Source organism: Clostridium sediminicola, assembly GCF_050402865.1.
GTDB classification, from domain to species: Bacteria; Bacillota; Clostridia; order Clostridiales; family Clostridiaceae; genus Clostridium_AF; species Clostridium_AF sediminicola.
Map to the genome: position 1 here is coordinate 20,256 of NZ_BAABMF010000024.1, position 22,509 is coordinate 42,764.

The window sequence follows — 22,509 nt, forward strand, 5'->3', positions numbered from 1 at the left end:
GCATTTTATTAAAAAAATCCAAAAATTCATTCTAAAAGTGATGCTATTTTGATTTTTTTATTGCAAAACTGCATTAAAACACATTTAAAGCGCATTTAAAGAATAATTTCTACACTATAGCAGCATCTAAATATTTTATCAACATCTAATTTTTGTATTCCACTTTTATTTTGTAATTTATTATCTGAGTCTACAGAATCAGATACACCATACCAAGGCTCAATACAAAGAAATGGCGCTTCCGGTGTCCAAATTCCTAAAAAAGGGAAACCTTCAATTGTTACTTTTACTTTCTCACCAGTTTTATTGTCTCTAATAGAAAGTGAATTTGACTTTATATTATCAAATACAAGCGCATCTTGTTTAAACAAATCATATGTCAATAAGATATCTTTTTCATCTTTTAGAATTGACTTTTTTTCTTTTTCTATAAGTCCATTTTGTGAATTAATAATATAGCTATCTAAAGTCTCTTCTCTTTCAAATTCCAGATATTTATCTCCTTCACTAATATTACAGTTAAAAGCAGGATGAGCTCCTATTGAAAAGTACATCTTTTTATCATCTATGTTTTTCACTTCATATGTAATTTCCAATTCTTCACCATTTAATTTATAAATTATGTATAGTTCAAACTTGAAAGGATATTTTTGTAATGTTTCTTCATTGCTGGAAAATATATATTTAAGAGTATTTTCATCTTTCTCTAAAAGCTGAAATTCATTATCTCTAGCAAATCCATGTCTTGTGAGTTCATAGTTTTTCTCTTTAAAAATATATTGATTATTTTTCAAGCATCCTACTATAGGAAATAAAATTGGTGAATGCTTGCCCCAATACTCTGTATTTGCTTGCCATAAATATTCTTTATCATTTTTTAATGATTTCAAGCTGCAAAGTTCAGCACCATGATCTTTTACAGATACACTTAGGTACTCATTTTTTATTGTTTGCATGATAATTTACTCCTTTCGTATTATCTATAAATTGTGTATTGAAATATTCCTATGTTCTTCATTTAAAAAGTTTTCTCTATAAAAAACTAACTATTATTGGTACTAATACTACAGTAACTAATCCAGCTATGCCTATTGCCACACCACTCATAGCACCTTCAGTTTCACCCATTTCAATGGCTTTTGATGTTCCAATAGCATGTGCTGCCGTACCCATTGCTATACCCGTAGCTACTTTATCTTTTATTTTAAATATTTTACATATATTTGGCCCAATAATAGCTCCAAATATTCCTGTTATAATAATAGCTGTTGCTGTTAGAGATGGTACCCCACCTATTTGTTTAGAAATCTCTATTCCAATAGGTGTAGTTATTGATTTTGGCATCAATGACATTAATATATTATCTGATAGTCCTAATAATTTAGATAAAATTGTCACAGTTAAAATTCCTGATATAGAGCCAATTGTTATTCCAATAATTATCGGTAATGCATTTGCCTTAAAAATTGCAAATTTCTTATATAATGGAACTGCCAATATTACTGTTGCAGGAGTTAAGAAAAAAGCTATTAAACTTCCACCCTTATTATAAACTTTTAGTGAAATATCAAATTTTAATAAAATTAATATAACTAAAATTATACTTATGAGGAGAGGATTGAATATAGCACTTTTTGTCTTTTTTGAAATTAAAAGACCTATTTCGAAGGTTATTATTGAAATAATAACTCCAAATAAAGGTGTATTTAATATATCCATTATATTTTTATCCTCCTTTTTACAAATTGAATAGTCAATCCCGTTACAATAATAGCGATAATAGTTGACAGTGTACATACCAATAAAATCTCCAACCATTTTTCTTTAAGTAAATCTAAATTTGAAATCAACCCTACTCCAGCAGGTATAAAGAAAAAAGGAAGATATCCTAATAAAAAATCACTTATATCATCTATCATTTCAACTTTAACAATTTTAAATGAAAGAAGACATAATAAAATAATCATCCCAAGAACATTACCCGGTATAGGAAGATTAAAAGTTTTACTTACAATTTCCCCTAAAAATGCAATGCTTAATACAATCCCTAATTGTCTAAGTAGTTTCATGTTTGTCCCCCTGTTAATTTTTATACGCTTTAAGATAATGCTTGTACGAAATAATTTAGTTCGTAATTTATTTCAATTGTGAACTCTCAGCATTATTTTAAAACGTAAAAACCCCTATGATTTTCTCTCTTTTCCAAAGATTCTCTACTGTATAGTACTATACAGCTTTATTTATTTCAAGAGGGTTATCATAGGGTTTTTTTATTTATCATTAATAAGATGTAAAAAGGACTGTCCATTTTCAGGATATTCAACATTAAAGTATTCTGCAACAGTAGCTCCTACATCAGCTAGTGTTTTTCTATGTCCTATAAATTTATTTTCAATATCTTTTTTGTATATTAGTAAGGGAACATTTTCTCTAGTATGACGACTATGCCCTATCGTTGGATCATTGCCGTGATCAGCCATAACAACTAAAATATCTTCTTTATTCATCTTTTCAATAACTCTACCCATATATACGTCTGTAATTATCAATTTTTCTAAATATTTTTCAACATTCTGCCTATGTCCTGCTAAATCAGTTTCCTGAACATTAACACACATAAAACCACGGTGTAGATTGTCCATCTCTTTTATCATGTTTTCCATAACTTCCCTTGTGTCTACAGAAAAAATACTTTTACCATATTGGTTATGTACTATATCCGCTACTTTACCAATCAAAGTAACAGCTATATCATTCTTTCCAAGTATAGTAGGTATTTGAACATCTGGATTCACGCCGTAACCAAGATGAATAACCTTATATCCTTCATTATACACTCCTGATTTTGGAGCATTTATACCTATATAGTCTCCTTTTACTTCTTCAGCATTAAGTATGTCTTCAATGTTCACATTCTTACCTCCAAATGCAATAACTCTAGGTACCTTAACTTCTTTTCTAACTATTTTACCTATCTCTGTTACTTCATCAAAATCAACTATATCAAGAGATGCCGTTATATTATAAGCCTGTCCTAAATCCGCTTCAATATTATCTCCTATAGCAACAGAGTTATTTACTAATAAATAATATGGCCCATTTCCCTTATATTCAACTTCATAGCCGGATTCTTTTAAAGTATCTGCTACTCTATCAATAGATTTAGAAAATGCCTCTGTTAATGGTTTTTGTGGCAGCGTACCCATGATTTCTTGATGACCATAGAAAGTATCACATCCAAAATGTTGAAGTTTTGAAATTCCGAATACCGCCATTTCATTCTTTTTCATTACTCCTAGATTATCTCCTAATGCATTCATAAGTCCTAATTTTTCTAGGTTCCTCAACTTTACCTCTGGATGTTTTTCCAGTATATGCTTACATGTATTTGCTCCAATATCTTGAGGTCTAACTTCTTTTACATCATCCATATAACCTATGCCAAAACTATCTAAAACGAGAACCATAAATCTTCCCATTTTCTCATCTCCTTAAAAGTCTCCCTAAACTATCATAAATTCCAATAATCTTAGGATTACCCGTTTGTATTCCTCTTACCAATACTACTTCACTTCTTGTAACAAAAATCTGTGTACGGAAAGAATAGATAACTGTATCTCCTACCTCAGCTTTTTTATCACCCATTATTAGAGTTCCATAATAATCGATTGACTCTGGTGAAATTTCTTCAGCTTGCATCATATTGGTCTTCATACTTTCAAAATCTCTACCTACCATAGCTTTCTTTACATGTGATCTTCGATAATATCCCCCGCCATATACGTAAGCTTTATCATCAAAAATATGAGATATCTCACTTACATAAACCATTGCAGGAATTTCTTCTAGTATTTCATGACCATGTAATGGAGTTGTTCCAGTTAAAGCATGGCCTGGCTCTCCATGGGTAGAACCTAATTCCTCTAAAATAGGTATTGATGATATCATATTTGTACTAGGTGTATTAATCTGTTTAACTTCAATATTTAATTCTTCCTTTAACTTTTCTATACACCTCATAGCTGTATAAACATTATTAGTTTTTTTAACTTTTCCTACTTCTGAATCATATAAGAAACATGGAAAAGCAGTAACTCCTACAATATTTACACCATCAAATAGGTTTATTTCTCTGGCTTTTTCAATAAGTTCACTTTCCTTAAATCCTCCAATTTGACCATCATATATCATATCGTCTGGTCCCACAACTCTTAAGATTATATCTTGTTTCATTCCTAACTCTAAAGCAGCTTTTGAAATTTCTTTTGCTTTTTCTACAGTAAAAACTGTAATAACTTCAGGGTTATAAGATAAAATCTTTTTTATCATATTTGAGGGTATCTGCACCAAATGTCCTACATTTCCTAAGTTAATTCCAGCTTCTGCTAGAGTTAATGCTTCCCATGGATCCACTGCAACAGCCTTTTTAATACCACTATTAGCAATAATTTTTGCAAGTTCTGGATTTCTTCCCATCTGCTTTGTCATCATATATAGCTCAATATTATGTTCTTTTGCTTTATCCGCTAATTTTGAAGCATTCATTTCAATTGCATCTACATCTAAAATATAGGAATTAGGAGTAATTTTTCCCTCTCTATGAAATCGAACTGAGCTTTTAATTAATTCAGGATTTCTCTTCAATGTCATGTCTAAAAACACTTAATTCCCCTCCTCCTTTAAAGCACTATTAATTGCCTCTTTTAATACACGTAAAACAGTATCTGCTCCTGCTCTCATTGGATTAATACGTATCATATAATCTGCCAATCTAGGATCTGATTTTAAGAATGTTCCAGATACTCTATAGAACATTGCAGCAATTTCATATCTTGATTCAGCACCTATTGGATAAGGAGCAGCCCCTAGTTTAGAACTGTGTTCTAACACCTTTTTTGCTATAGGTTCTTCAAACTCAACTAAAATAACTCTAGATTGCGCATTTGCTATAAAAGAATTTTTTATTCCTTTAATTTCACCTGAGTTCAATCTATCAATAATTTTATTTCCTTCCTCTGCCTGAATTGCTAATGATACCGGTGCATAAACCAGTGATCTTAAAGCATCCATGGCCTCATATCCTTGAACTTGGCTTCCACCGGAATAATTAATGTTTCTAATTTTTTCAATTATACTTTTCTTTCCCACAACGCATCCAATTCCTTCTGGACCCAATAGTTTAAATAAAGAAAACGCACTAGCATCTGCACCTAGTTGTACTCCAGCTTTTTCAGCCTTCATAACAACATAGTTGTCATCAATTAATATATCTATATCTTCTTTTGTTTCTTTAATCTTCTTTATTACCTCGCCTAAATCGTAACTATCATCTAACTTCTGTCTAGAATGCTGAATAAGGGCAAATGATACTGATTCAATTGTACTTGTATCTTTTTCAGCAATGTTATTAAAGTCTACAAATACAGGCTCTAATCCCATTGAATCTACGATAACTTTTGTTGTTGGATATATTGGGGCATCATGTAGTAATATTTTTTGATTAGGATTCAGCATTGAATTCATAACATTTCTAATAGCTCCTGTTCCTGAGCCACGAACTAGAACTGCGTCTTCAGTATCGAAAAATTCCGCCAGAACCTTTTCAACTTTTTTAGTGTATTGGGGTTGACCAATACCTGGAACAACTCCGTAATCTCCACTTTGAAAAAACTCGTAACCGTCAAAGTTTTTATGTATAGTATCAACTAATTTAAATTGTAGCTCTTTTGCTTTTTCTAATGATATTGTTTTAATTGGATATGATTTCATTGATTCCCCTCCTAAGCATCTAATAATTTTATTGGATTATAAATCATCATTCTGTCTATCTGTTCTTTAGTAATTCCTACTTTAAGAAGCATTGGTACAAAGTTATCTACTAAATAACCATATCCAATTCCTCCATTAATCTCTAAATGTGATTTCCTTGTTATATCTTCTGATAACACTATTTGATCTAAGTGCCCTCTATTTATTAGCTTTTTGATATGTTCTGTCCGTTTTTCATCAGCTTGATATTTTATCTTACCAATGGTATCAAAAGCTAAAAAGCAACCTGTATCAGCAACCCTCAAATGATAGTCTAAATCGCAATTGAGGTCTAAATGTCCAATAGCCACTTTTTCTAAATCTACTCCATATCCCTTTAAATATTTTAATTGCTCTAATCCATAAGTTCCAAGAGTAGTATGAGTATAAACAGGTCTGTCTGTCTCCAAATGTGCTATTGCCGATATCTTAAACACTTTTTGTTCCATAGGTGTCATTATATTTTTACTTGTACCTATCTCTCCAATTAAGTGAGCTTTTATATTTGTATCATCAATACCCTCAACAATATCTTTTATTAAAAGTTTACTTAGTTCTTTCTCTTCCATCTCATAAACATATTGGGGTAAAAATGGTTCTTTATAAAATCCTGTACTTGCTATTACATTTATACCTGTTTCCTCAGCTACCCTTTTCATAACCTGTATGTCTCTACCCATTCCTCTATTAGTAACTTCAACTATTGTATCTACGCCTTTCGACTTTAAAATTTTCATTTCTTCAATAACTGCATCTACATCATCAAATTTTGTATCTAAATCTTTCTTTTGAGATGATAAGTCAATTTTGAGATGTTCATGAATATATGTTTTTCCAAGCTTATCTTCATTAATTATTCCATTGATTGTTGTTATGCTCATATTATCTCCCCTTATAAAACTAAAAGAATCCAGTATCCTTTTGCTCATAGCTTTCTATAAAATATCTGTTAAACAAGTCAGGCGATGAATATAATTTCTTTATATGATCACCAAGAGAAATAGCTAATTTACCATTTTCAATTCCTTTCTTACCAATAATCAAAATACCCATTCCTAACTCACCTGTAGGTATAGTAATTGCTGTAGAATCTATCATGTTAGCAACCTTTAGAAGATACTTTCCAGAATTATTTTGTAAATCAGAACCTGTACTTCCCCATGTACCTAATACAGAATCTCCTACACCATACAAATCTATAGGACCTTCAACTGTAATAATAATGTCTATATCTTCATTAAATGTTTTTTCACAAAATGAAATCGCACTATGCCTGTTTCCTATAGAACTAAAATCTTTCTCTACAAATTCTACTAAATCATTAATTTCACAAACAACCTTCTGAAGTAGCTTTCTCATATCTTTTCCATTCGGTAATAAAACTGAATCTTCCTTTGGTATTGCAACTCTTATTTTTCTATTTTTTGAATCATTTAAGTTAGGGTTAATGTTCTTTATGCCACTAAGAGTTCTTATTGCTTTTTTACACAAATCATAATCATGAGAAATAACTCCAATACCAGGGGTAAAATTTATATTATCAGTTGAAATTCTAGGAATATTTCCTCTTAATCCTAAACCTTTTCCCATAATAGAAAATAAACCTGTACTCATTGCAGGTGCAAGAACAGAACCCCCTCCATCAGTACCTATTGCAAAATCATTTATTCCTCTTAATATATTTACACAAGCTCCACTAGAAGAACCTGTCATTACTCTACCTGTTAAAGGATTTATTAAATCTACATCTATTGCCCTTCCTCTTTCAGACATTTTGTCTACAGTATGAAATAAAAATCCCTTTTCTTCTTTTAGTTTTTTCACCATATCCATACTTATTTGTTCTGTGTTCTTAACTCCAAACAAAGTTAGATAAGTAGAGGGATTTTCAGTTAAAGTAATAACAGCTTCTTCCAAAATTTCTTTTCTTGAATATACTACACTTTTTTTATCCATATCCTTTGCTTTTAACATTGCTTTATTTAGCTTTTTCATTTCCAATAGCAAATTCTCATGTATTGTACTCATAGACATTCTCCTTTATTTCATAGGAACATTTAATTCAAAAGATAAACAGCTTCTAAATTCAATTTTTAAGATAATATAAAAAGTACGATTTTGGAAATATAGTGACAAGTTTCTGAACGAAAATCATCCTAAACTTGTCACTTATAACTCATCACTTATAACTTATATAAGTATAATTATGCTGGTGGATTAAACATTCCAACTAGAGATAAAATGTTAGCTAATATTCCTACTGCAATTGCTGCTATAGGGCCAACTGCCATACGTACAAGTGGCTTACCAGCTATTTCATTTAATATATAAAGTCCTACTACTACAAAGAAACCAATTCCTGGAGCTATTGCATTTGCAGCATTCATACCTCCAACTAATAGAGCAACTTCTAAAAGTTTTGACATAGCTGTTCTAATGTTATCTCCTGATTTTCTAATGCCAGGGAATTTATCTAAGAATCTAGAAATTTGATCTAATAATAGTACCTCTGCACCTATAACTAATGCACCAACAATAGCAGCTAACAAAGGATTTCTGATAAATAATCCTACTACAAATACAAAAGTCATACCTGCTGGTCCATAAACTCCAGTTGCAATAGCAGTCGATGCAATTAATGGAATAAAACCAATACCTCTAGCTAAAGCTGCAAAACCTGCATCTATAATTTGTCCTTCTTTCATCAAATTAAGTGAAATCGGATCTCCTGCCATAATGTTAAGAGCTGTAGCTGCAGATATTAAAGCTCCCATCACCATAAGGTAAGGAACATTCTTTTTTATCCTCTTTACCCTTTCGCCAAATACAGATACTAAGTCCACTGTTTCTTCTTCTGATTTCTCTTTCATTGCATAAATTATTAAAATAGTCATACCAACAATAAGTGCTGCACCCTCTGGGTTAATATTGATTGAAACTGAACCTAATGCTAATGGACTTACTACAATAGCTAATTGTCTTGCTAAAACTGAAAGAACTAAATTTACCAAACCTTTTTTTGCACCATACTGATATCCTGTTGCAAGTGCTGGAAATGCTGCAAAAGCAACTACAACTGGTGCACCAACAGCTCCTAAACTTCCCATGAAATTTACTGGAAGTAACTCAAAAGCTTTTACTATACCTTCTAATCCTGTTAAAATTCCTACACCATAAAGTGCTCCTATTGCCCCTGATATAACTAAACCTTTTTTACCATCAGGTGAAGAAGCTCCAATTATATCAGTACCTAGTAAAACACAATGAACTAAAATAATACTTGCTGTTAATGAGAACGGAATACCAAATCCAATAACCAAACCAAAACTCATTGCAAAAGAAGTTGCTGCAATTTCTTTTCTAGACATTCTTCCTTCAATATGTTCTGGAATAATAGGACGTAATCCATCATTAAAAACAGCAATACCTTTATTCGCCATAATAGCAGCTAAAGCACCAATCAAAGCAATTATTAAAATATTCATATTTCTCCCCCTCTGTTAACACTATTTTTTAGTATTTCTTTACTTTTGAGATCGTTAAAAAATAACTTCCACTATGTTGCCCTCAAAAATTGCAGAATCACCAATATTTTGATGACAAAGTGGGAAATAATTTTTTAGCCGACTCTTAGTATTTCTCTTAAAATTACTGGAACAGCAGTTTCATAATGATCACCAGTGAATCCAAAAGCTAATTTACCTTCTGATACTGCTTTCACAATATCTTCTTCTTTTGGTGCTTTCCCTGGCATTGAAACAGTAACGCATTTTTCTTTTGTTAGTAATGCAATAGCCATACTTAAAGCTCCACCTCCACCAGTGTGGCAAGCTCCTAAATAGTAATCAGCTTTACCTAGCTTCATATCACTAGCAGCTTGTAAATCAGATTTTACTTGTACTTCTACTTTTTCACCTCCTATCTCTTTTACTAAATTTGCAATATTTTGTTTTTCAACTTGACCACCTACAACAATTCTAATCATCTTTATGCCTCCTCGTATTTATTAAAACTTTGACATTAATGTACATACATGTATAGCAATAAAACCCTTTTCAGAATCAGGTATACTTAGATTTAATTTTCCCTCAATCTTCTCATAAAATTCTGGAAGCTCATCATATATTTCAGTTTGTTTGACTTCGTTTAATACGAATTCATTAGGTTCATCAACTTTTTCTCCTTTTTTTATTCTTGCTAAAGCCATAGCTAAATGAGTTATTAGCATAGCTGCATTTTCCTCTGTCATTGTTAGTGAATATTTTTTTTCAAAATCCTCTGCAAAATCAATTACAGCATTCTTTATATCTTCACCGATTTGTTCAGCTCCTTTTAATATTTCAAGTCTTTCCTTTAATAATTGCTCCATTTTATACACTCCTTATCAATATACACTTTTTTGTATATTCAGATTAAAAAAATTTTCATTAAATTTAATAGATCGGAATCATGTTGTTATCAATAACTTCTCCTTGTATTTCCTCTACTTCTTTCATATTAATAAATCTTTTAAATATATCTCTAAATCCTTCATTTTCTTTACTTACAACTATAGTTGCGATAGTATCTTCTTTACCAATTTCTTTTGTCTTAGGATTTGTTAATGGACATATATTATACTCAAGATGTTTTTCTTTTATCTCATCAATATTCCATACCGCTGCATCAACTTCGTTATTCTTTATTTTCTGTAAAATTTGATTATATGGTGTTTCAATATATTCTACATCTATTCCTTCACATTCATGAGCTGTTAAAATAATTTGATCTGTGGACATTGGATCTAACGCTACCTTCATTCCATCTTTTATTCTATCTTGTTTACTATCTCTAAGAATAATAACATGATTGCCAACATAGCTACCTTGGGCAAATTCGTGAATAATTTCAATACTATTAGATTTTTGCATTTCTAAAGTAGCAGCTAATTTTGAAACAATTGCAAAATTATATTTTCCTAAAGTTAGAGCTTCTATTCTTTTAGTAGAACCTCTCATAAATGCTAAACTAAAAGGTATATCGCCTTTTTCAAATGTTTTATAAAACCCTGTAGCAAGGCCTTCATATCTCTTTGAATATGGTAATGGCATTACCCCCATAATAACTCCTAAATCTGAAATATCCCATAATTTTCTATAATCTATCTTAACAATATATGTTCCTAAATGACCTCTAGATTCTAGTGCTATTGCTTCAATTTGTTGAAGAAATTTCAAAGCTGATTGAACAGTTCCTCTAGCAGTATCAAAAATTTCAGCATATTCTCCAACTGTTCTTATCCTATCACCTTCATAGTAAGTAAGCATTTCTCTAGCAAGAACCATAGTTACTCTACCATTTTTAGACATTAACTTCTTTTTATAATTGTTCATATTCTTTAACCCCTAACCAATGTACAATATTTTGTATATTGTGTTTTTATTATAACATATGATTTTAAAAATTCAATAGGAAAATATTTATTTTATTAAAAAACCTGAAGTCGCGATTCCCGACTTCAGGTTTTTTATTCTCTTTCTTTTTAATAACAAACAAAACTTTTAATATCATTTAAATCCACTCCAAAGTACACCCATCTTCTTCTTCTAGGATTCCATCTCCAACCAGAAGCTGATTTTTTTCCTACATATACGAGATATGCCCAAAAAGATTTTCCATTTTCAAGCCAAATATATGAAAATCTATAGACACAAGGCTTTATTGCTCCTGGATCAACTGCTTTTAAACTAGCATCTGGTGAATCTGATAATTGTGGTGTCTTGTTTGGTGGTGGTGTTTTTGGTGGTCCTTGTTGCAACCTATTAAAGTTTTCTCCTTCCTCATAATTTTTCATTTGTTTTAGTTCATTAATGTAATTTTTAATTTCTTCTGGATAAACAATACTTATATCATCCACTTTGCTGTTACTAGATTCTCTAAAATATTTCACTAGTACCTCCTAGAAAATTTCAATCCAATATCATATTATTCTTAAGGGTTATACTAAGTGCATTATTTTATAATTCAGCCCACTTCTCCATTAATAATTCTAATTCATTTTCTCTTTCTTCCTTTTGCTGATGTAATTCATTTAGTTTGCTATAATCAGAAGCATATTGTAACATTTTATCTTCTAATTCTTTTATTTTATTCTCAATAAAATAAATTTCTTCTTCTATTTTACTCTCTCTTTTTAATCTATCCTTATCATAATTCTTATTATTTTTCTTTTGTTTATAAGAATTACTTTCACTACTTTTATTTTTACATTTTTTCTTTGATACCTTCACTCTTTCATTAATTGCCTCTTCTTTGTTTAATTCATTCTTATAATAATCATAATTACCATCATAATTCATCAGTTTTCTATTTTTGAGCTCCACTACTCTACTTGCTAATTTATTTATAAAATATCTATCATGAGAAACAAATAAAATAGTTCCATTAAATTCACCTAAAGCCTCTTCTAACATTTCTCTTGAATCAATGTCTAAATGATTAGTGGGTTCATCAAGAATTAAAAAATTTATATCATGATGCATTAATTCACATAATCTAAGTCTACTTCTCTCTCCACCTGAAAGATTTTTAATTTTCTTAAATACATCTTCTCCAAAGAATAAAAACTTTGCTAGAATCCCCCTAGCTCTACCTTCTGGTACTATTACACTTTGTCTAAAACCATCTAAAACACTTAGATTTTCATCATCAAATGATACTTCTTGTTGAAGATATCCTATCTTCACATTGGAACCAATTTTTACATTATCATTTTCTTCGTTAATTATTATTTTAATCAATGTAGATTTCCCTGTACCATTCTTTCCTAACAGAGCAACTTTATCTAAATATCTTAAATGTAAGTTTGCATCTTTAAGTATAATTTTATCCGCAAAACTTTTATTTAAATCACTAATATCCACAACCACTTTTCCACTTCTGTTACTTTCACTAAATGATAAGTCCATTGATTTTCTTTGAAGATCAGGTTTATCAACTTTATCCAGGTTATCTATTCTCTTTTGCATATTTCTTGCCTTCTTAAAAAATCTTTCGTCGTCTCCTCTCGTTCCCCAATCTCTAAATCTCTTTATTGCCTCTTCCATAGATTTTATTTTTCTTTGTTGTTGGTCATATTGTAGTTTTTGCTGAATAAGATTTTCCTCTTTTTCTTTTACATAATTCGAATAATTCCCAAGATAAGAAATGCTTCTTCCTTTTTCAATTTCAATCACATTATTTACTACTCTATCTAAAAAGTATCTATCATGAGATATTATAAGTACCGTTCCTTTATACTCTTTCATATAGTCTTCAAGCCATTCTACTGCTTCAATATCCAGATGATTAGTAGGCTCATCTAGAAGAAGAATATCCGCTTTTTCTAAAAGAATTTTACCTAATAATACTGTTGTCTTTTCTCCACCACTTAATAGATTAAATTTTTTGATTTTAAACTCTTCATTAAATTTTAACCCCACACAAATTTTATTAATATTTTCTTCAAGATTATAGCCATCCAAAGATTCAAACTTTTCCATAAGAAAAGAGTATTTTTTCATTAATTTCTCAAGATTGTAACTATCTGTTGAAGACATACTTTCCTCTAATGTTTCCATCTCTCTCTTTAGTTTTAATACCACTTCAAAAGCAGTATCCAGGACATCAATCACAGTATAATCATCAGGATATATTGGTATCTGATGTAAGTATCCAATTTTTGCTCCTTTTCTGATATTTATACTTCCTTCATCTTGTTTTTCTATTGATGATATAAGTTTAAACAAAGTTGTCTTACCAGTTCCGTTTTGCCCTATAATACCAACTCTTTCTCCAGTTTTTATATCAAAAGTAATACCATTTAAAATTATATTTCCACCATAATATTTAACAATTTCATTTAATGCTAATTCTATCATTACTATTCCTCCATTTTTTTAATGTGGATCTGATGACCACATTATAGTTTTAAATTTTAAATTGTAAGTTACAAGTTAAGGTTACCTTCCGCACGCGGAAGCTTTTCAATATAACAAACACAAAAAAGCTCGAGCAGTTTCCCTGCCCGAACTTTTTTAGATTAAATCTAAATATATACAACAAAAAATCCGGACAGAATCTCATCCGGATTAAAATCTCTTAATTTATTGATTTCAATTCAACTATTATTATGACAGATGGGTTTCTAACCTAAGTTAACATTATATCTAATTTTGGACGCACCTCTCCCGTATTCATTTCTGAATCATGTGTTATTCCAGATAATGCCATTGGTAGTCTTCCCAAAATTACGTTAACCATAAGCTGAACTCTCATCTTGTCACCTCCTAAATTTTATAGTTAATAATATAATATCATAAATTCCAAAAATTTGCTACATCCACAAAGAATAATACTGAAAACTAATGAATACTAGTATCCCAAAACTCATCAAATACGAACCAATCTTAGTAATAAAATAATAGTAATCAGACGGCTCCGCATCTTTTACCATAAAATAATTACTAAAATGCAAGAAAAATAATGCATCTGGAAAAAAATTATCTATTATGCTTATAAATAAAAATATATAGGCAAAGAAAAAATTTCTAACATATTCACCAGAACTAATTAAATTTGCATTTGAACTCCATATATTTTGTCCCGCTCTATTGAGTTCTATATTACTATTGAATTTCGAAATTCCAACAAAAGTTAGAATCATTAATACTGTAATTGTAAATGTTATAGCTGAAAAATAGCTTATCCTAATAATCATAAATCTCTGCTCTTTTTTGCTTTCTTTTTTCCTCAACTCTCTTATATAATCTTTATTCTTATCAACAATTTTTGCATTTATTAAACTCTCACTACAATTATTACAAACAATTGCATTTATTCTATTTACTTGTCCACAATTATTGCAGATCTTTATATTCTCAACAACCGCTTCTTTATTTGACCTTTTTATATCTTTGCTTTCATAATGATACTCCTCTGATGTCTTAGCAATAAAAGCACCACAAAATTTACAATTCCTTGAATCAATTTCTATAAGTTCTCCACATTCAGGACATCGTTTTTTTTCTTTACTGTTCATATTATCCAATCTCCTATTTTCAAGACTATTAATCACTCTTATATAAAATTCTACAAACATTAATAATTTCCTTCTGAATAAAAGTTTTGCAAATGGTCAGAATTATATTTGTGGAATTTAAGCTTTTACTTCATAGAATAATACTAAGAAAATTATCCCCAATTTATAACTTGTCACTTATCACTTGCAACTTATCACTTCAATAGATTTATCTATATTATTCAAGGTATAATTCATAGTCCACAAAAACAAAGGCTTATATAGCTAGAAAGCTGACTCATAGACAAGGAGGTTCAATGTATAAAGAAGGTATGGTTGTTAAGATATATGACCCTAATCCAGACTGGCATAATTGCATAGGTATTATTGATCATATTACAGATGGTATACCTGCTGTGTTTTGTGTTTCTAACCCATGTTTGTTTTATTTTGTAACAAAAGATTCAGAGAAATATATTGAGATATTGTAATTATTTATCTGCCGTTGTGTAAATACGACGGCAGATTTTTTAGTTACTATTTAACGCTATATTTAACCCCATCTACAATAACGCTTTCTATCATTTCAAGATTAATTATTTTTTCAAAATCAACAGAAACAATTGTAGAATTATCTTCTACAAATCTTGATCCTTTTAATGAAAAATCAGAAAGTTCATTGCCACAAATAGAAAGTTCTTTTCCATTCTTAAATAATATCTTTAATTCAGGATTTGGTATTTCGTAATTTACTACCCTCTCATAGCCTACAACAACTACACTAAGAGGAGATATTTTTACCAAATAAGGCATATAATCAGAATTACTATAATTTGACTGATTTAATGCTATTTCTTTCATTTCTAAAGTTTTAGCAATAGGAATTTCCAAAGACACCTCACTGAATTCTTTAGATAAAGATACTTCCAAAGGTAATTTGATTTTCTCATCTGTACTATTATAGTTTATTAAGTAATATTTTCTTGTTTTATTACTTAATTTCTCTAATTCATTTATTTCGTAAGTAAATGCTTCTGTAGTGTTTTTACCTTTTCCAACTTTAAAACTTTGCTCATACTCTTTAAAGTTCCCTTTTGTTTTTTCGCTTAATGGCTCTAATGATACAACTGCAACATTTTTATATTCATCTGACAATACACCTTCAATTGTCAGTTTGTAATCTTCATTTGATACACTACTAACTTCTGAAAATATGTTTTCTTCTACTAGATAAATACTTTCGCCAAAGTAATTTTTAAAATAATCAATATTACTAAAAGCATAAGCCATTGTGCTCGATAAGAAAATTAACACCAGAGTCAATACTATTGGACTAACTCTTTTTTGTACTTTTCTTACTCCTGTAAAGCTATTTAGCATATTCTTTATCCTTTCTATTAAGGTAGTTTTACATTGAATATGTTCATTATTTTTTTCTTCCAATGCAATATTTCTAATTATTTTAGCTTTCAAATCATTACTAGCTTTAATCTTATCAAAATCACTAAACATATAATTCATCTAGCCCTCCTATTTTTCTTTTTAAAGCTTCTCTTCCTCGTTTTAATCTTGTTCTAATAGTTGCTTCATTAATATTTAAATTTTTAGCTATTTCTGATATTGAATATCCTTCGTAATAATATAAATATAAAACATCTCTATATTTAACGGGTAGTTTTAAGACTTCTTTTATTAATTGACTATCAAAGTAATTATCATTTGCAGATAAATTATCCTTAAGTTCTTCTGTTTTTCTTCTCCACAATGATTTAATATAATCCTTTGATGTATTTTTTGTAACAACTATTAGCCAAGCTTTTAAATGCTCATCATTATTAAAAACCTTATTCCCCCTGTAAAGTTTTAAGAATACATCTTGAGTTATATCTTCAGCATCAGAGATATTTTTCACATAGATAAATGCTAATCGCAATACCATATCAGAATATTTACTAACAATTTCATTAATGCAATCATCCGTACGTAACGATTGTTTTTCCATAATAACCTCCTTTCACTTATGACACGACTAAGTAAATCAAAATGTTTCACTTAATCCATCTTTTTTAGCAAAAATATAAATATAAGACCTGACGTCAATCAAGACATCAGGTCTTATATTTATTACTTCTCTTCTTTTATAATAGGAATCCAAATTTCTGTAAGATAATCTGGACTTTGAGTATCCCCACCATAATAAACTTCTAGTTCAGGTAAATAAGCATGTTGAAAGGTTGTAGATGGAAACCACTCTGAAAATATACGTTTCCAGGTATTTTGAAGTTTTTCACCAATTGGCCCTCTAACTTCAAAAATAGCCCAATCAGTACTTGGTACCTCATAATAATTATAATTTGATAATTTTTCTTTGGTAAATACACCAATAACATAATCAAAGTTTTTATCCACATCAGGATTCATAGGCATACAAGCACCTATACACTTATCATCCTCAACTTTTGCCATCATTTCTCCAAAACTACCATCCTGCATAACTTCACTCCAAAACTTTGGAATATTCACAAAGTTTTCACCATTTTCTGTTGAAAACTTTCTAGCAATGCCACTAAAACTAAATTTAGGCTTTCTCTCAATTCTATAATTCATAGGTAAATCCCCTTTCAATGTTATTTGGATTACTATTTTAGGAAATGCTTTTATATTAACTTTTCTCTTCTTAACATCGGTTGGATTAGCCCCATGCATTTTCTTAAAAGCTCTAGAAAAAGCTTCCGAAGATTCATAACCATATTTTATTGCTACATCAATAACTTTAGAGTTATTTGTAACAAGTTCGCTAGCAGCCATAGAAAGTCTTCTATTTCTTATATACTCATGAACAGAAATCCCTGTCAACATATTAAACATACGCTGATAATGGTAGGGGGAAGACGCCGCTACTTTAGCAATATCTTTTATAGCTAATCTTTCTGTCAAGTTCTCTTCTATATACTCTATAGAATCTGTAAGTGCTTTAATCCAGTTCATAAAATCATCTCCTAATTACATTGTAAGTTTTTTCCCTTTAAATTACTTGATTTTAAATGCTATCATCTATCAGTTTTTGTATCAAACTCTTTTATTAATTTGTCTAATTCATATATGTTACTGCTATGTTCTCCATAGTATATGGGATTAACATATGCTACTACATGCCCTAATTTATCATAAAGACCAAAACGCAACCACCAATAATCACTATTTTCCACATAAGATAATATGTCATGTATTTCTGCTTTAGGATTATTCTCATCCAATATTATAGTTTTAATCACTTCACCATTCAATATAAATTCACCTACATACTCCTGATGGACATGTTGCTTTCCAAAGTTCTTTATTTCAACTGCATAATCCAAATTATTTATATTTATAATTTCTTGCCCGGGTAATATTTTTCCCTTACCAATTATTATATTTAAATCTTCATACCGAGTAACATAAGCATTACCATTTTTTATACCCTTAAGAATATTATCCACTGATAATCCCTGACAAAACACATAAGTTGCTGGATCACCATAAATGCTTGGTAAATTCGCTCGATTGTAAAAGTCATCAATTTTATTGTGACTATCACTACCCCCTATACCATAAATTTTCCAACCTTTATTCCATAGAAAATCAATAAAAGCTACTGCTTTATCATTTGCTTCCGGGCTTGTTGGATAAGTGGGGTCGCACATAACTTCGATTGTATTTACTTTTCTTAAATCTATATTCTTTTCAGTAAAACTCCAAATATCAAGGAACATATGATTAATACTTATATTTGAGTATTGACAATATTTATCAATCACTGTATTTATTATATCATTTATTTCTGTAAGTTTTCCAATCTCTTCCCCAAACAAATCTGTTTCTAATATACCATGTATGTTTATATGACCACTTGGCAATGTTAGTTCAAAAGATGGAATCATTAATGAGTCCATTTTCTTAAAACCAAATGGAATTCTATTATGCTCTGTTAGCGCCATAAAATCCAATCCTTGTTGTTTTATAACTCCCCTTGCCTCATCTACTGTTAATTGTCCATCTGAATAAACAGTGTGCCCGTGAAAATCTCCCTTATAGTATCTATTTTCAGAATTAGTCACTCTATGAAAATCCATCAAGCTACCTTTTGAATTAAACCACGATTGCTCTTGAAATACATGTTGACCTAATTCCGTTAATATTTTCTCTTCTAAATAAGAACTAAGAGCTGTTTCTATAGCTAAATTAATCTGTAAATCCTTATTTATTTTTTCTGGCTCTAAAATGATAATAACAAAACGATATATACCACTTTTTAATTTATGAGACAGCCCATTCATAGTGGTATTTGATTTACTATAGTATATTTTATTCTTAAAATTACTATAACCATAAACAATTTCGCCAATGAAAAGATTATCTGGATTATATATTCGTACAGAAGCATAAATTTCTTTTGATAAGTCTGCTATAATATATAAATTATCTTGGCAATAAGGAATTTCAACTGATATCTCCATCATTCTTGAATCAATAATTCTTTCTATCTTCATAACAATCACCACCTTATATATTCAAAGAGGGAGCTTTCGCTCCCCATAAATTTTACTTATTTAATTTATCCAAATCGCGTTGTGCTTTTTCAGCAGCTTTATCAAGAGCTTCTTTTGCTGAAATATTTTCAATTTCAACTTTATCTATAGCTTCTTTTAATGCATCTATAATTGCTCCTCCTGTTGGGTCAATAAATTCAGGAACTGCATATTTATCAATTTGCTTCAATGCTGCATCTGCATCAGGATTTGTAGTTAAGTATTCTTGATATTCTGGTAAATCTAAAACAGAATTTCTTACTGCTACATAACCTGTAGCTATTGAGAATTTTGAAGTATTATCTGTATTTGTAGCAAAAGTCACGAATTCAGCCGCACCTTTCTTTTGATCCTCTGATAAATTCTTACACTTTGGAATAAAATACATTAAACTATAAAAATATGGTGCTGGATCATTATCATTCCAACCTGGCTGATGTGTAACAGCAAAGTCATTCTTATGACCTTCATCAATTGCTTTTTTAACAGCTTCTAAAGCAATTACATAGTCTCCTGGAGAACCAGTGTAACCTAATGATTTACCATACACCCAATCATCCATTGTTTTATACCAGTATTCCCAACCTTGACCACCTGAATGAATTCTCATAATTTTATCATCGTGAATCCACTCACGAATTTGTTCCAAAACTTCTACCCAAGCATCTGAATTAATTGTTACTGTTTTTCCATCTTCTGAAATATACCTTCCACCATTACTATATGCTATGTCAGCTATATTACCTTCACCCCACATCGGTTCCCATACATACTCAATCTTATTAATATTAGTATCCATACCAATGATATCTTTATTGAGCTCAGCAATGGACTGCCATGAAGATAAATCTTCAACACTTTTTCCTGCTTCTTCTAGTACTGCCTTGTTATAATAAAGTACTTGAGATGTTCCATATGCTGGTGCAAAATACATTTTTCCATCCATAACTGCTGCTTTCATAAAACCACCAACAACATCCTTTTTATCATAATTCTCAGGCATATAATCTTCAAAAGCTTCTACTAAACCTTTATTATAGAACACATCATATGATCCACCTGCAACTAAAGCTGGAGTATTTTTTGCCGCGTATGCTGCTTGTAGTTTCTCATCAATTTCTGTGTAACTTCCTACTACTACAGGCTTAACTTTATATTTTTCTTGAGATGCGTTAAACTCTTCAATAATTTCATTTAACCCGTCCCCTAAAGATCCACCTAATGCATGCCAAAACTCAATTTCAACAACACCATCTTCTGCATTATCTACATTTTTAGCTGTTTTTGAACAACCTGTTAATACCATTGCCATTACTAAAAAAATTCCTACTAACCGTTTCATCATGAAAACCCCCAATAATTATTATTTTAGACCACTATCCTGCATTATTCCCGTCATAAACCACTTCTGACAAATTAGAAATACAATAATAACTGGTAGAATGGTGACAGCACTAGCTAACATAACTTCTGACCAATTCATACCATAGGCACCATCTTGAATAAAGAACTGCCTTAATCCTTGTGATACCAAATATTTTTCTTCACTTTTAAGCATAATACTTGGCCACATGTAGTTATTGTATTGCTGTACAAAAGTTAAAACAAACACAGTATAAAACGCTGATTTATTTAAAGGAAACACTACATGTCGTAGTATTTTCAAATGTCCCGCACCATCAATTCTTGCAGCCTCCACATAATCACTGCTCATTTTCTTAAAAGATTGTCTTAAGTAAAACACCGCAAAGACACTAGCCAAATTAGAAAATATTAATCCATTTAGTTTGTCTAACATTCCTATCCTAGCTAATATCACATATGAAGGAACATAGGTTACAGCGCTTGGAAGCATATATGTCCCTAACACTAAAACAAACAATAAATCTGTATTCTTGTCTTTCATAAACACTATTACATAAGTAAATAATGTTGCAGCCAGTATCATAAATAAGGTTCCAAAGATCCCTACATAGAAACTATTGAAAATGTATTTACTAAAATGAATATTACCTAAACTTTCTAAGACTCCTGATAAATTCCATTGAGCAGGCAGTAATTTATAGGGTTGTTGCCATATTTCATTATTGGTTTTAAATATTCCTAACAACATCCAAACAAAGGGAAAAGCAAATATCACCGATGTAATGATTAGGAAAAAATGCTTAAATGTAATGCAAATACCATTCTTCCATTTATTCATTATGTTTCTCCTCTACTCGTAGTGTACAAATTTTCGACTTATATATGAGCTAAGTATTGATAGCATCACGATTATAACCAGAATCACCATTGCAACCGCATTAGCTGGCCCCATTTGAAAATTTTGAAAAGCTTTTTCATAATAAAGGTATAGCAATGTTGTGGTGCTTCCACCTGGTCCCCCTTGTGTCATAATTTGAATTTGATCATATACTTGTATGGATGATATCAAGTTAACGATTATGAGGAAATACGTGGTAGGCGAAATCAATGGAAGTGTTATATGGTAGAATTTCCTTAAATAATTGCACCCATCCAGTGTTGCTGATTCATAGATACTTTGTGGTACACGTTCTAATGCTCCTAAATAAAAAAGCATGGTCCATCCAATTGATTTCCATATTGTAAAAATGATAACTCCCAACATGGCCGTTTCTGAACTATGAAGCCATTCTAATGGTTGAACTCCAAAGAATCCAAGTATAAAATTAGCAAATCCACGATCTGGTTCGTAGATCCACGACCATACTAAGGCAACTGCTACTGTTGGCGTAATCCAAGGACTAAAAATAATCATCTGATAAATTTTTGACCCCGTAAACTCTTTTTGAAGCATTAAGGCAAACAATAATCCTAATACAATAGTTGCTACTATTGTTCCAATGCCAAAGATAAATGTATTAACAAGAGCACGAATAAAATCTGGATCTGTAAAAATATCCATGTAATTTTCAAAACCAACAATATTTATTTGTGGTGAAATATAATCCCAATCTGTTAAACTTATTCCAAAGCCTGTTATTAAAGGTAAAATCCAAAATAACAGCAGTGGGATCATAAATGGTAATAAAAAAAGTACTTTAATAAGTCTTTGCCGATGCATTACTGGTT

Annotated in this window: 24 protein-coding genes; 1 reads left to right on the forward strand and 23 read right to left on the reverse strand. The window is 30.4% G+C overall.

Translation table 11 applies throughout. From position 1 onward, the window contains the following. Positions 1 to 95: 95 nt before the first annotated feature. The 16 genes from ACQ3F0_RS23570 to ACQ3F0_RS23645 all read right to left on the reverse strand — a co-directional run bounded on the left by ACQ3F0_RS23570 (position 96) and on the right by ACQ3F0_RS23645 (position 14,866). Positions 96 to 956 (reverse strand): aldose 1-epimerase family protein, encoded by an 861-nt coding sequence (locus ACQ3F0_RS23570; RefSeq protein ID WP_428868246.1) that lies wholly within the window; start codon positions 954 to 956, stop codon positions 96 to 98. Positions 957 to 1,032: 76 nt separating this feature from the next. Continuing rightward, entirely contained in the window at positions 1,033 to 1,719 is a 687-nt protein-coding gene (locus ACQ3F0_RS23575) for an LrgB family protein (protein WP_428868247.1), read from the reverse strand. Further along, complete coding sequence (locus tag ACQ3F0_RS23580; protein ID WP_428868248.1) at positions 1,719 to 2,069, reverse strand: CidA/LrgA family protein; 351 nt, start codon at positions 2,067 to 2,069, stop codon at positions 1,719 to 1,721. The genes ACQ3F0_RS23575 and ACQ3F0_RS23580 overlap by 1 nt, the downstream gene beginning before the upstream one ends. Before the next feature lie 201 nt (positions 2,070 to 2,270). Further along, positions 2,271 to 3,479 carry a phosphopentomutase gene (locus ACQ3F0_RS23585; protein WP_428868249.1) on the reverse strand — a complete coding sequence of 403 codons (1,209 nt, stop codon included), beginning with the start codon at positions 3,477 to 3,479 and terminating at the stop codon, positions 2,271 to 2,273. Positions 3,480 to 3,483: 4 nt separating this feature from the next. Continuing rightward, complete coding sequence (locus ACQ3F0_RS23590) at positions 3,484 to 4,662, reverse strand: YhfX family PLP-dependent enzyme (RefSeq protein WP_428868250.1); 1,179 nt, start codon at positions 4,660 to 4,662, stop codon at positions 3,484 to 3,486. Continuing rightward, positions 4,663 to 5,769 (reverse strand): aminotransferase class V-fold PLP-dependent enzyme, encoded by a 1,107-nt coding sequence (locus ACQ3F0_RS23595; RefSeq protein WP_428868251.1) that lies wholly within the window; start codon positions 5,767 to 5,769, stop codon positions 4,663 to 4,665. Positions 5,770 to 5,780: 11 nt separating this feature from the next. Continuing rightward, positions 5,781 to 6,689: a phosphotriesterase family protein gene (locus ACQ3F0_RS23600; RefSeq protein WP_428868252.1), complete on the reverse strand. Its 909-nt coding sequence runs from the start codon at positions 6,687 to 6,689 to the stop codon at positions 5,781 to 5,783. 19 nt (positions 6,690 to 6,708) lie between these two features. Next, positions 6,709 to 7,836 carry an amidase family protein gene (locus ACQ3F0_RS23605; protein ID WP_428868253.1) on the reverse strand — a complete coding sequence of 376 codons (1,128 nt, stop codon included), beginning with the start codon at positions 7,834 to 7,836 and terminating at the stop codon, positions 6,709 to 6,711. A gap of 176 nt (positions 7,837 to 8,012) precedes the next feature. Then, a complete protein-coding gene (locus tag ACQ3F0_RS23610; RefSeq protein WP_428868254.1) occupies positions 8,013 to 9,293 on the reverse strand; it encodes a YhfT family protein in 1,281 nt (426 codons plus the stop codon). A 134-nt stretch (positions 9,294 to 9,427) separates the two neighbouring features. Continuing rightward, a complete protein-coding gene (locus ACQ3F0_RS23615; protein WP_428868255.1) occupies positions 9,428 to 9,793 on the reverse strand; it encodes a DUF2620 domain-containing protein in 366 nt (121 codons plus the stop codon). 21 nt (positions 9,794 to 9,814) lie between these two features. Beyond that, positions 9,815 to 10,177, reverse strand: coding sequence for a PRD domain-containing protein (locus ACQ3F0_RS23620; RefSeq protein ID WP_428868256.1), 363 nt, complete (start codon positions 10,175 to 10,177; stop codon positions 9,815 to 9,817). A 64-nt stretch (positions 10,178 to 10,241) separates the two neighbouring features. Next, positions 10,242 to 11,180 (reverse strand): GntR family transcriptional regulator YhfZ, encoded by a 939-nt coding sequence (yhfZ, locus tag ACQ3F0_RS23625; RefSeq protein ID WP_428868257.1) that lies wholly within the window; start codon positions 11,178 to 11,180, stop codon positions 10,242 to 10,244. A 149-nt stretch (positions 11,181 to 11,329) separates the two neighbouring features. Then, complete coding sequence (locus ACQ3F0_RS23630) at positions 11,330 to 11,737, reverse strand: hypothetical protein (protein WP_428868258.1); 408 nt, start codon at positions 11,735 to 11,737, stop codon at positions 11,330 to 11,332. 67 nt (positions 11,738 to 11,804) lie between these two features. Further along, a complete protein-coding gene (abc-f, locus tag ACQ3F0_RS23635) occupies positions 11,805 to 13,706 on the reverse strand; it encodes a ribosomal protection-like ABC-F family protein (RefSeq protein ID WP_428868259.1) in 1,902 nt (633 codons plus the stop codon). Positions 13,707 to 13,977: 271 nt separating this feature from the next. Then, on the reverse strand, positions 13,978 to 14,103 hold the full coding sequence (locus ACQ3F0_RS23640; RefSeq protein ID WP_428868260.1) for a hypothetical protein: 126 nt from the start codon (positions 14,101 to 14,103) through the stop codon (positions 13,978 to 13,980). A 58-nt stretch (positions 14,104 to 14,161) separates the two neighbouring features. Next, complete coding sequence (locus tag ACQ3F0_RS23645; RefSeq protein ID WP_428868261.1) at positions 14,162 to 14,866, reverse strand: DUF6199 family natural product biosynthesis protein; 705 nt, start codon at positions 14,864 to 14,866, stop codon at positions 14,162 to 14,164. A gap of 296 nt (positions 14,867 to 15,162) precedes the next feature. Here ACQ3F0_RS23645 and ACQ3F0_RS23650 point away from each other — a divergent pair, with 296 nt between their 5' ends. Continuing rightward, on the forward strand, positions 15,163 to 15,336 hold the full coding sequence (locus ACQ3F0_RS23650; RefSeq protein ID WP_428868262.1) for a hypothetical protein: 174 nt from the start codon (positions 15,163 to 15,165) through the stop codon (positions 15,334 to 15,336). A gap of 46 nt (positions 15,337 to 15,382) precedes the next feature. On the opposite strand, the gene ACQ3F0_RS23655 is transcribed toward ACQ3F0_RS23650, so the two are convergent. The 7 genes from ACQ3F0_RS23655 to ACQ3F0_RS23685 all read right to left on the reverse strand — a co-directional run bounded on the left by ACQ3F0_RS23655 (position 15,383) and on the right by ACQ3F0_RS23685 (position 22,501). Then, positions 15,383 to 16,366, reverse strand: coding sequence for a DUF4179 domain-containing protein (locus ACQ3F0_RS23655; RefSeq protein ID WP_428868263.1), 984 nt, complete (start codon positions 16,364 to 16,366; stop codon positions 15,383 to 15,385). Beyond that, a complete protein-coding gene (locus ACQ3F0_RS23660) occupies positions 16,350 to 16,847 on the reverse strand; it encodes an RNA polymerase sigma factor (RefSeq protein ID WP_428868264.1) in 498 nt (165 codons plus the stop codon). The genes ACQ3F0_RS23655 and ACQ3F0_RS23660 overlap by 17 nt, the downstream gene beginning before the upstream one ends. A gap of 122 nt (positions 16,848 to 16,969) precedes the next feature. Beyond that, complete coding sequence (locus ACQ3F0_RS23665; protein ID WP_428868265.1) at positions 16,970 to 17,833, reverse strand: AraC family transcriptional regulator; 864 nt, start codon at positions 17,831 to 17,833, stop codon at positions 16,970 to 16,972. A gap of 62 nt (positions 17,834 to 17,895) precedes the next feature. Continuing rightward, a complete protein-coding gene (locus tag ACQ3F0_RS23670; RefSeq protein WP_428868266.1) occupies positions 17,896 to 19,377 on the reverse strand; it encodes a CehA/McbA family metallohydrolase in 1,482 nt (493 codons plus the stop codon). A 52-nt stretch (positions 19,378 to 19,429) separates the two neighbouring features. Then, positions 19,430 to 20,758, reverse strand: coding sequence for an ABC transporter substrate-binding protein (locus ACQ3F0_RS23675; RefSeq protein ID WP_428868267.1), 1,329 nt, complete (start codon positions 20,756 to 20,758; stop codon positions 19,430 to 19,432). Positions 20,759 to 20,779: 21 nt separating this feature from the next. Then, on the reverse strand, positions 20,780 to 21,619 hold the full coding sequence (locus tag ACQ3F0_RS23680; protein WP_428868268.1) for a carbohydrate ABC transporter permease: 840 nt from the start codon (positions 21,617 to 21,619) through the stop codon (positions 20,780 to 20,782). Between the two features lie 12 nt (positions 21,620 to 21,631). Next, positions 21,632 to 22,501, reverse strand: coding sequence for a carbohydrate ABC transporter permease (locus ACQ3F0_RS23685; RefSeq protein ID WP_428868269.1), 870 nt, complete (start codon positions 22,499 to 22,501; stop codon positions 21,632 to 21,634). Between the last annotated feature and the right edge of the window lie 8 nt (positions 22,502 to 22,509).

Excerpts from the sequence above, each read along its gene's own strand:
- ACQ3F0_RS23570 (WP_428868246.1), bottom strand. The coding sequence starts at position 956 with ATGCAAACAATAAAAAATGAGTACCTAAGTGTATCTGTAAAAGATCAT.
- ACQ3F0_RS23575 (WP_428868247.1), bottom strand. The coding sequence starts at position 1,719 with ATGGATATATTAAATACACCTTTATTTGGAGTTATTATTTCAATAATA.
- ACQ3F0_RS23580 (WP_428868248.1), bottom strand. The coding sequence starts at position 2,069 with ATGAAACTACTTAGACAATTAGGGATTGTATTAAGCATTGCATTTTTA.
- ACQ3F0_RS23585 (WP_428868249.1), bottom strand. The coding sequence starts at position 3,479 with ATGGGAAGATTTATGGTTCTCGTTTTAGATAGTTTTGGCATAGGTTAT.
- ACQ3F0_RS23595 (WP_428868251.1), bottom strand. The coding sequence starts at position 5,769 with ATGAAATCATATCCAATTAAAACAATATCATTAGAAAAAGCAAAAGAG.
- ACQ3F0_RS23600 (WP_428868252.1), bottom strand. The coding sequence starts at position 6,689 with ATGAGCATAACAACAATCAATGGAATAATTAATGAAGATAAGCTTGGA.
- ACQ3F0_RS23605 (WP_428868253.1), bottom strand. The coding sequence starts at position 7,836 with ATGAGTACAATACATGAGAATTTGCTATTGGAAATGAAAAAGCTAAAT.
- ACQ3F0_RS23610 (WP_428868254.1), bottom strand. The coding sequence starts at position 9,293 with ATGAATATTTTAATAATTGCTTTGATTGGTGCTTTAGCTGCTATTATG.
- ACQ3F0_RS23615 (WP_428868255.1), bottom strand. The coding sequence starts at position 9,793 with ATGATTAGAATTGTTGTAGGTGGTCAAGTTGAAAAACAAAATATTGCA.
- ACQ3F0_RS23620 (WP_428868256.1), bottom strand. The coding sequence starts at position 10,177 with ATGGAGCAATTATTAAAGGAAAGACTTGAAATATTAAAAGGAGCTGAA.
- yhfZ (WP_428868257.1), bottom strand. The coding sequence starts at position 11,180 with ATGAACAATTATAAAAAGAAGTTAATGTCTAAAAATGGTAGAGTAACT.
- abc-f (WP_428868259.1), bottom strand. The coding sequence starts at position 13,706 with ATGATAGAATTAGCATTAAATGAAATTGTTAAATATTATGGTGGAAAT.
- ACQ3F0_RS23640 (WP_428868260.1), bottom strand. The coding sequence starts at position 14,103 with ATGAGAGTTCAGCTTATGGTTAACGTAATTTTGGGAAGACTACCAATG.
- ACQ3F0_RS23645 (WP_428868261.1), bottom strand. The coding sequence starts at position 14,866 with ATGAACAGTAAAGAAAAAAAACGATGTCCTGAATGTGGAGAACTTATA.
- ACQ3F0_RS23650 (WP_428868262.1), top strand. The coding sequence starts at position 15,163 with ATGTATAAAGAAGGTATGGTTGTTAAGATATATGACCCTAATCCAGAC.
- ACQ3F0_RS23655 (WP_428868263.1), bottom strand. The coding sequence starts at position 16,366 with ATGAATTATATGTTTAGTGATTTTGATAAGATTAAAGCTAGTAATGAT.
- ACQ3F0_RS23660 (WP_428868264.1), bottom strand. The coding sequence starts at position 16,847 with ATGGAAAAACAATCGTTACGTACGGATGATTGCATTAATGAAATTGTT.
- ACQ3F0_RS23665 (WP_428868265.1), bottom strand. The coding sequence starts at position 17,833 with ATGAACTGGATTAAAGCACTTACAGATTCTATAGAGTATATAGAAGAG.
- ACQ3F0_RS23670 (WP_428868266.1), bottom strand. The coding sequence starts at position 19,377 with ATGAAGATAGAAAGAATTATTGATTCAAGAATGATGGAGATATCAGTT.
- ACQ3F0_RS23675 (WP_428868267.1), bottom strand. The coding sequence starts at position 20,758 with ATGAAACGGTTAGTAGGAATTTTTTTAGTAATGGCAATGGTATTAACA.
- ACQ3F0_RS23680 (WP_428868268.1), bottom strand. The coding sequence starts at position 21,619 with ATGAATAAATGGAAGAATGGTATTTGCATTACATTTAAGCATTTTTTC.
- ACQ3F0_RS23685 (WP_428868269.1), bottom strand. The coding sequence starts at position 22,501 with ATGCATCGGCAAAGACTTATTAAAGTACTTTTTTTATTACCATTTATG.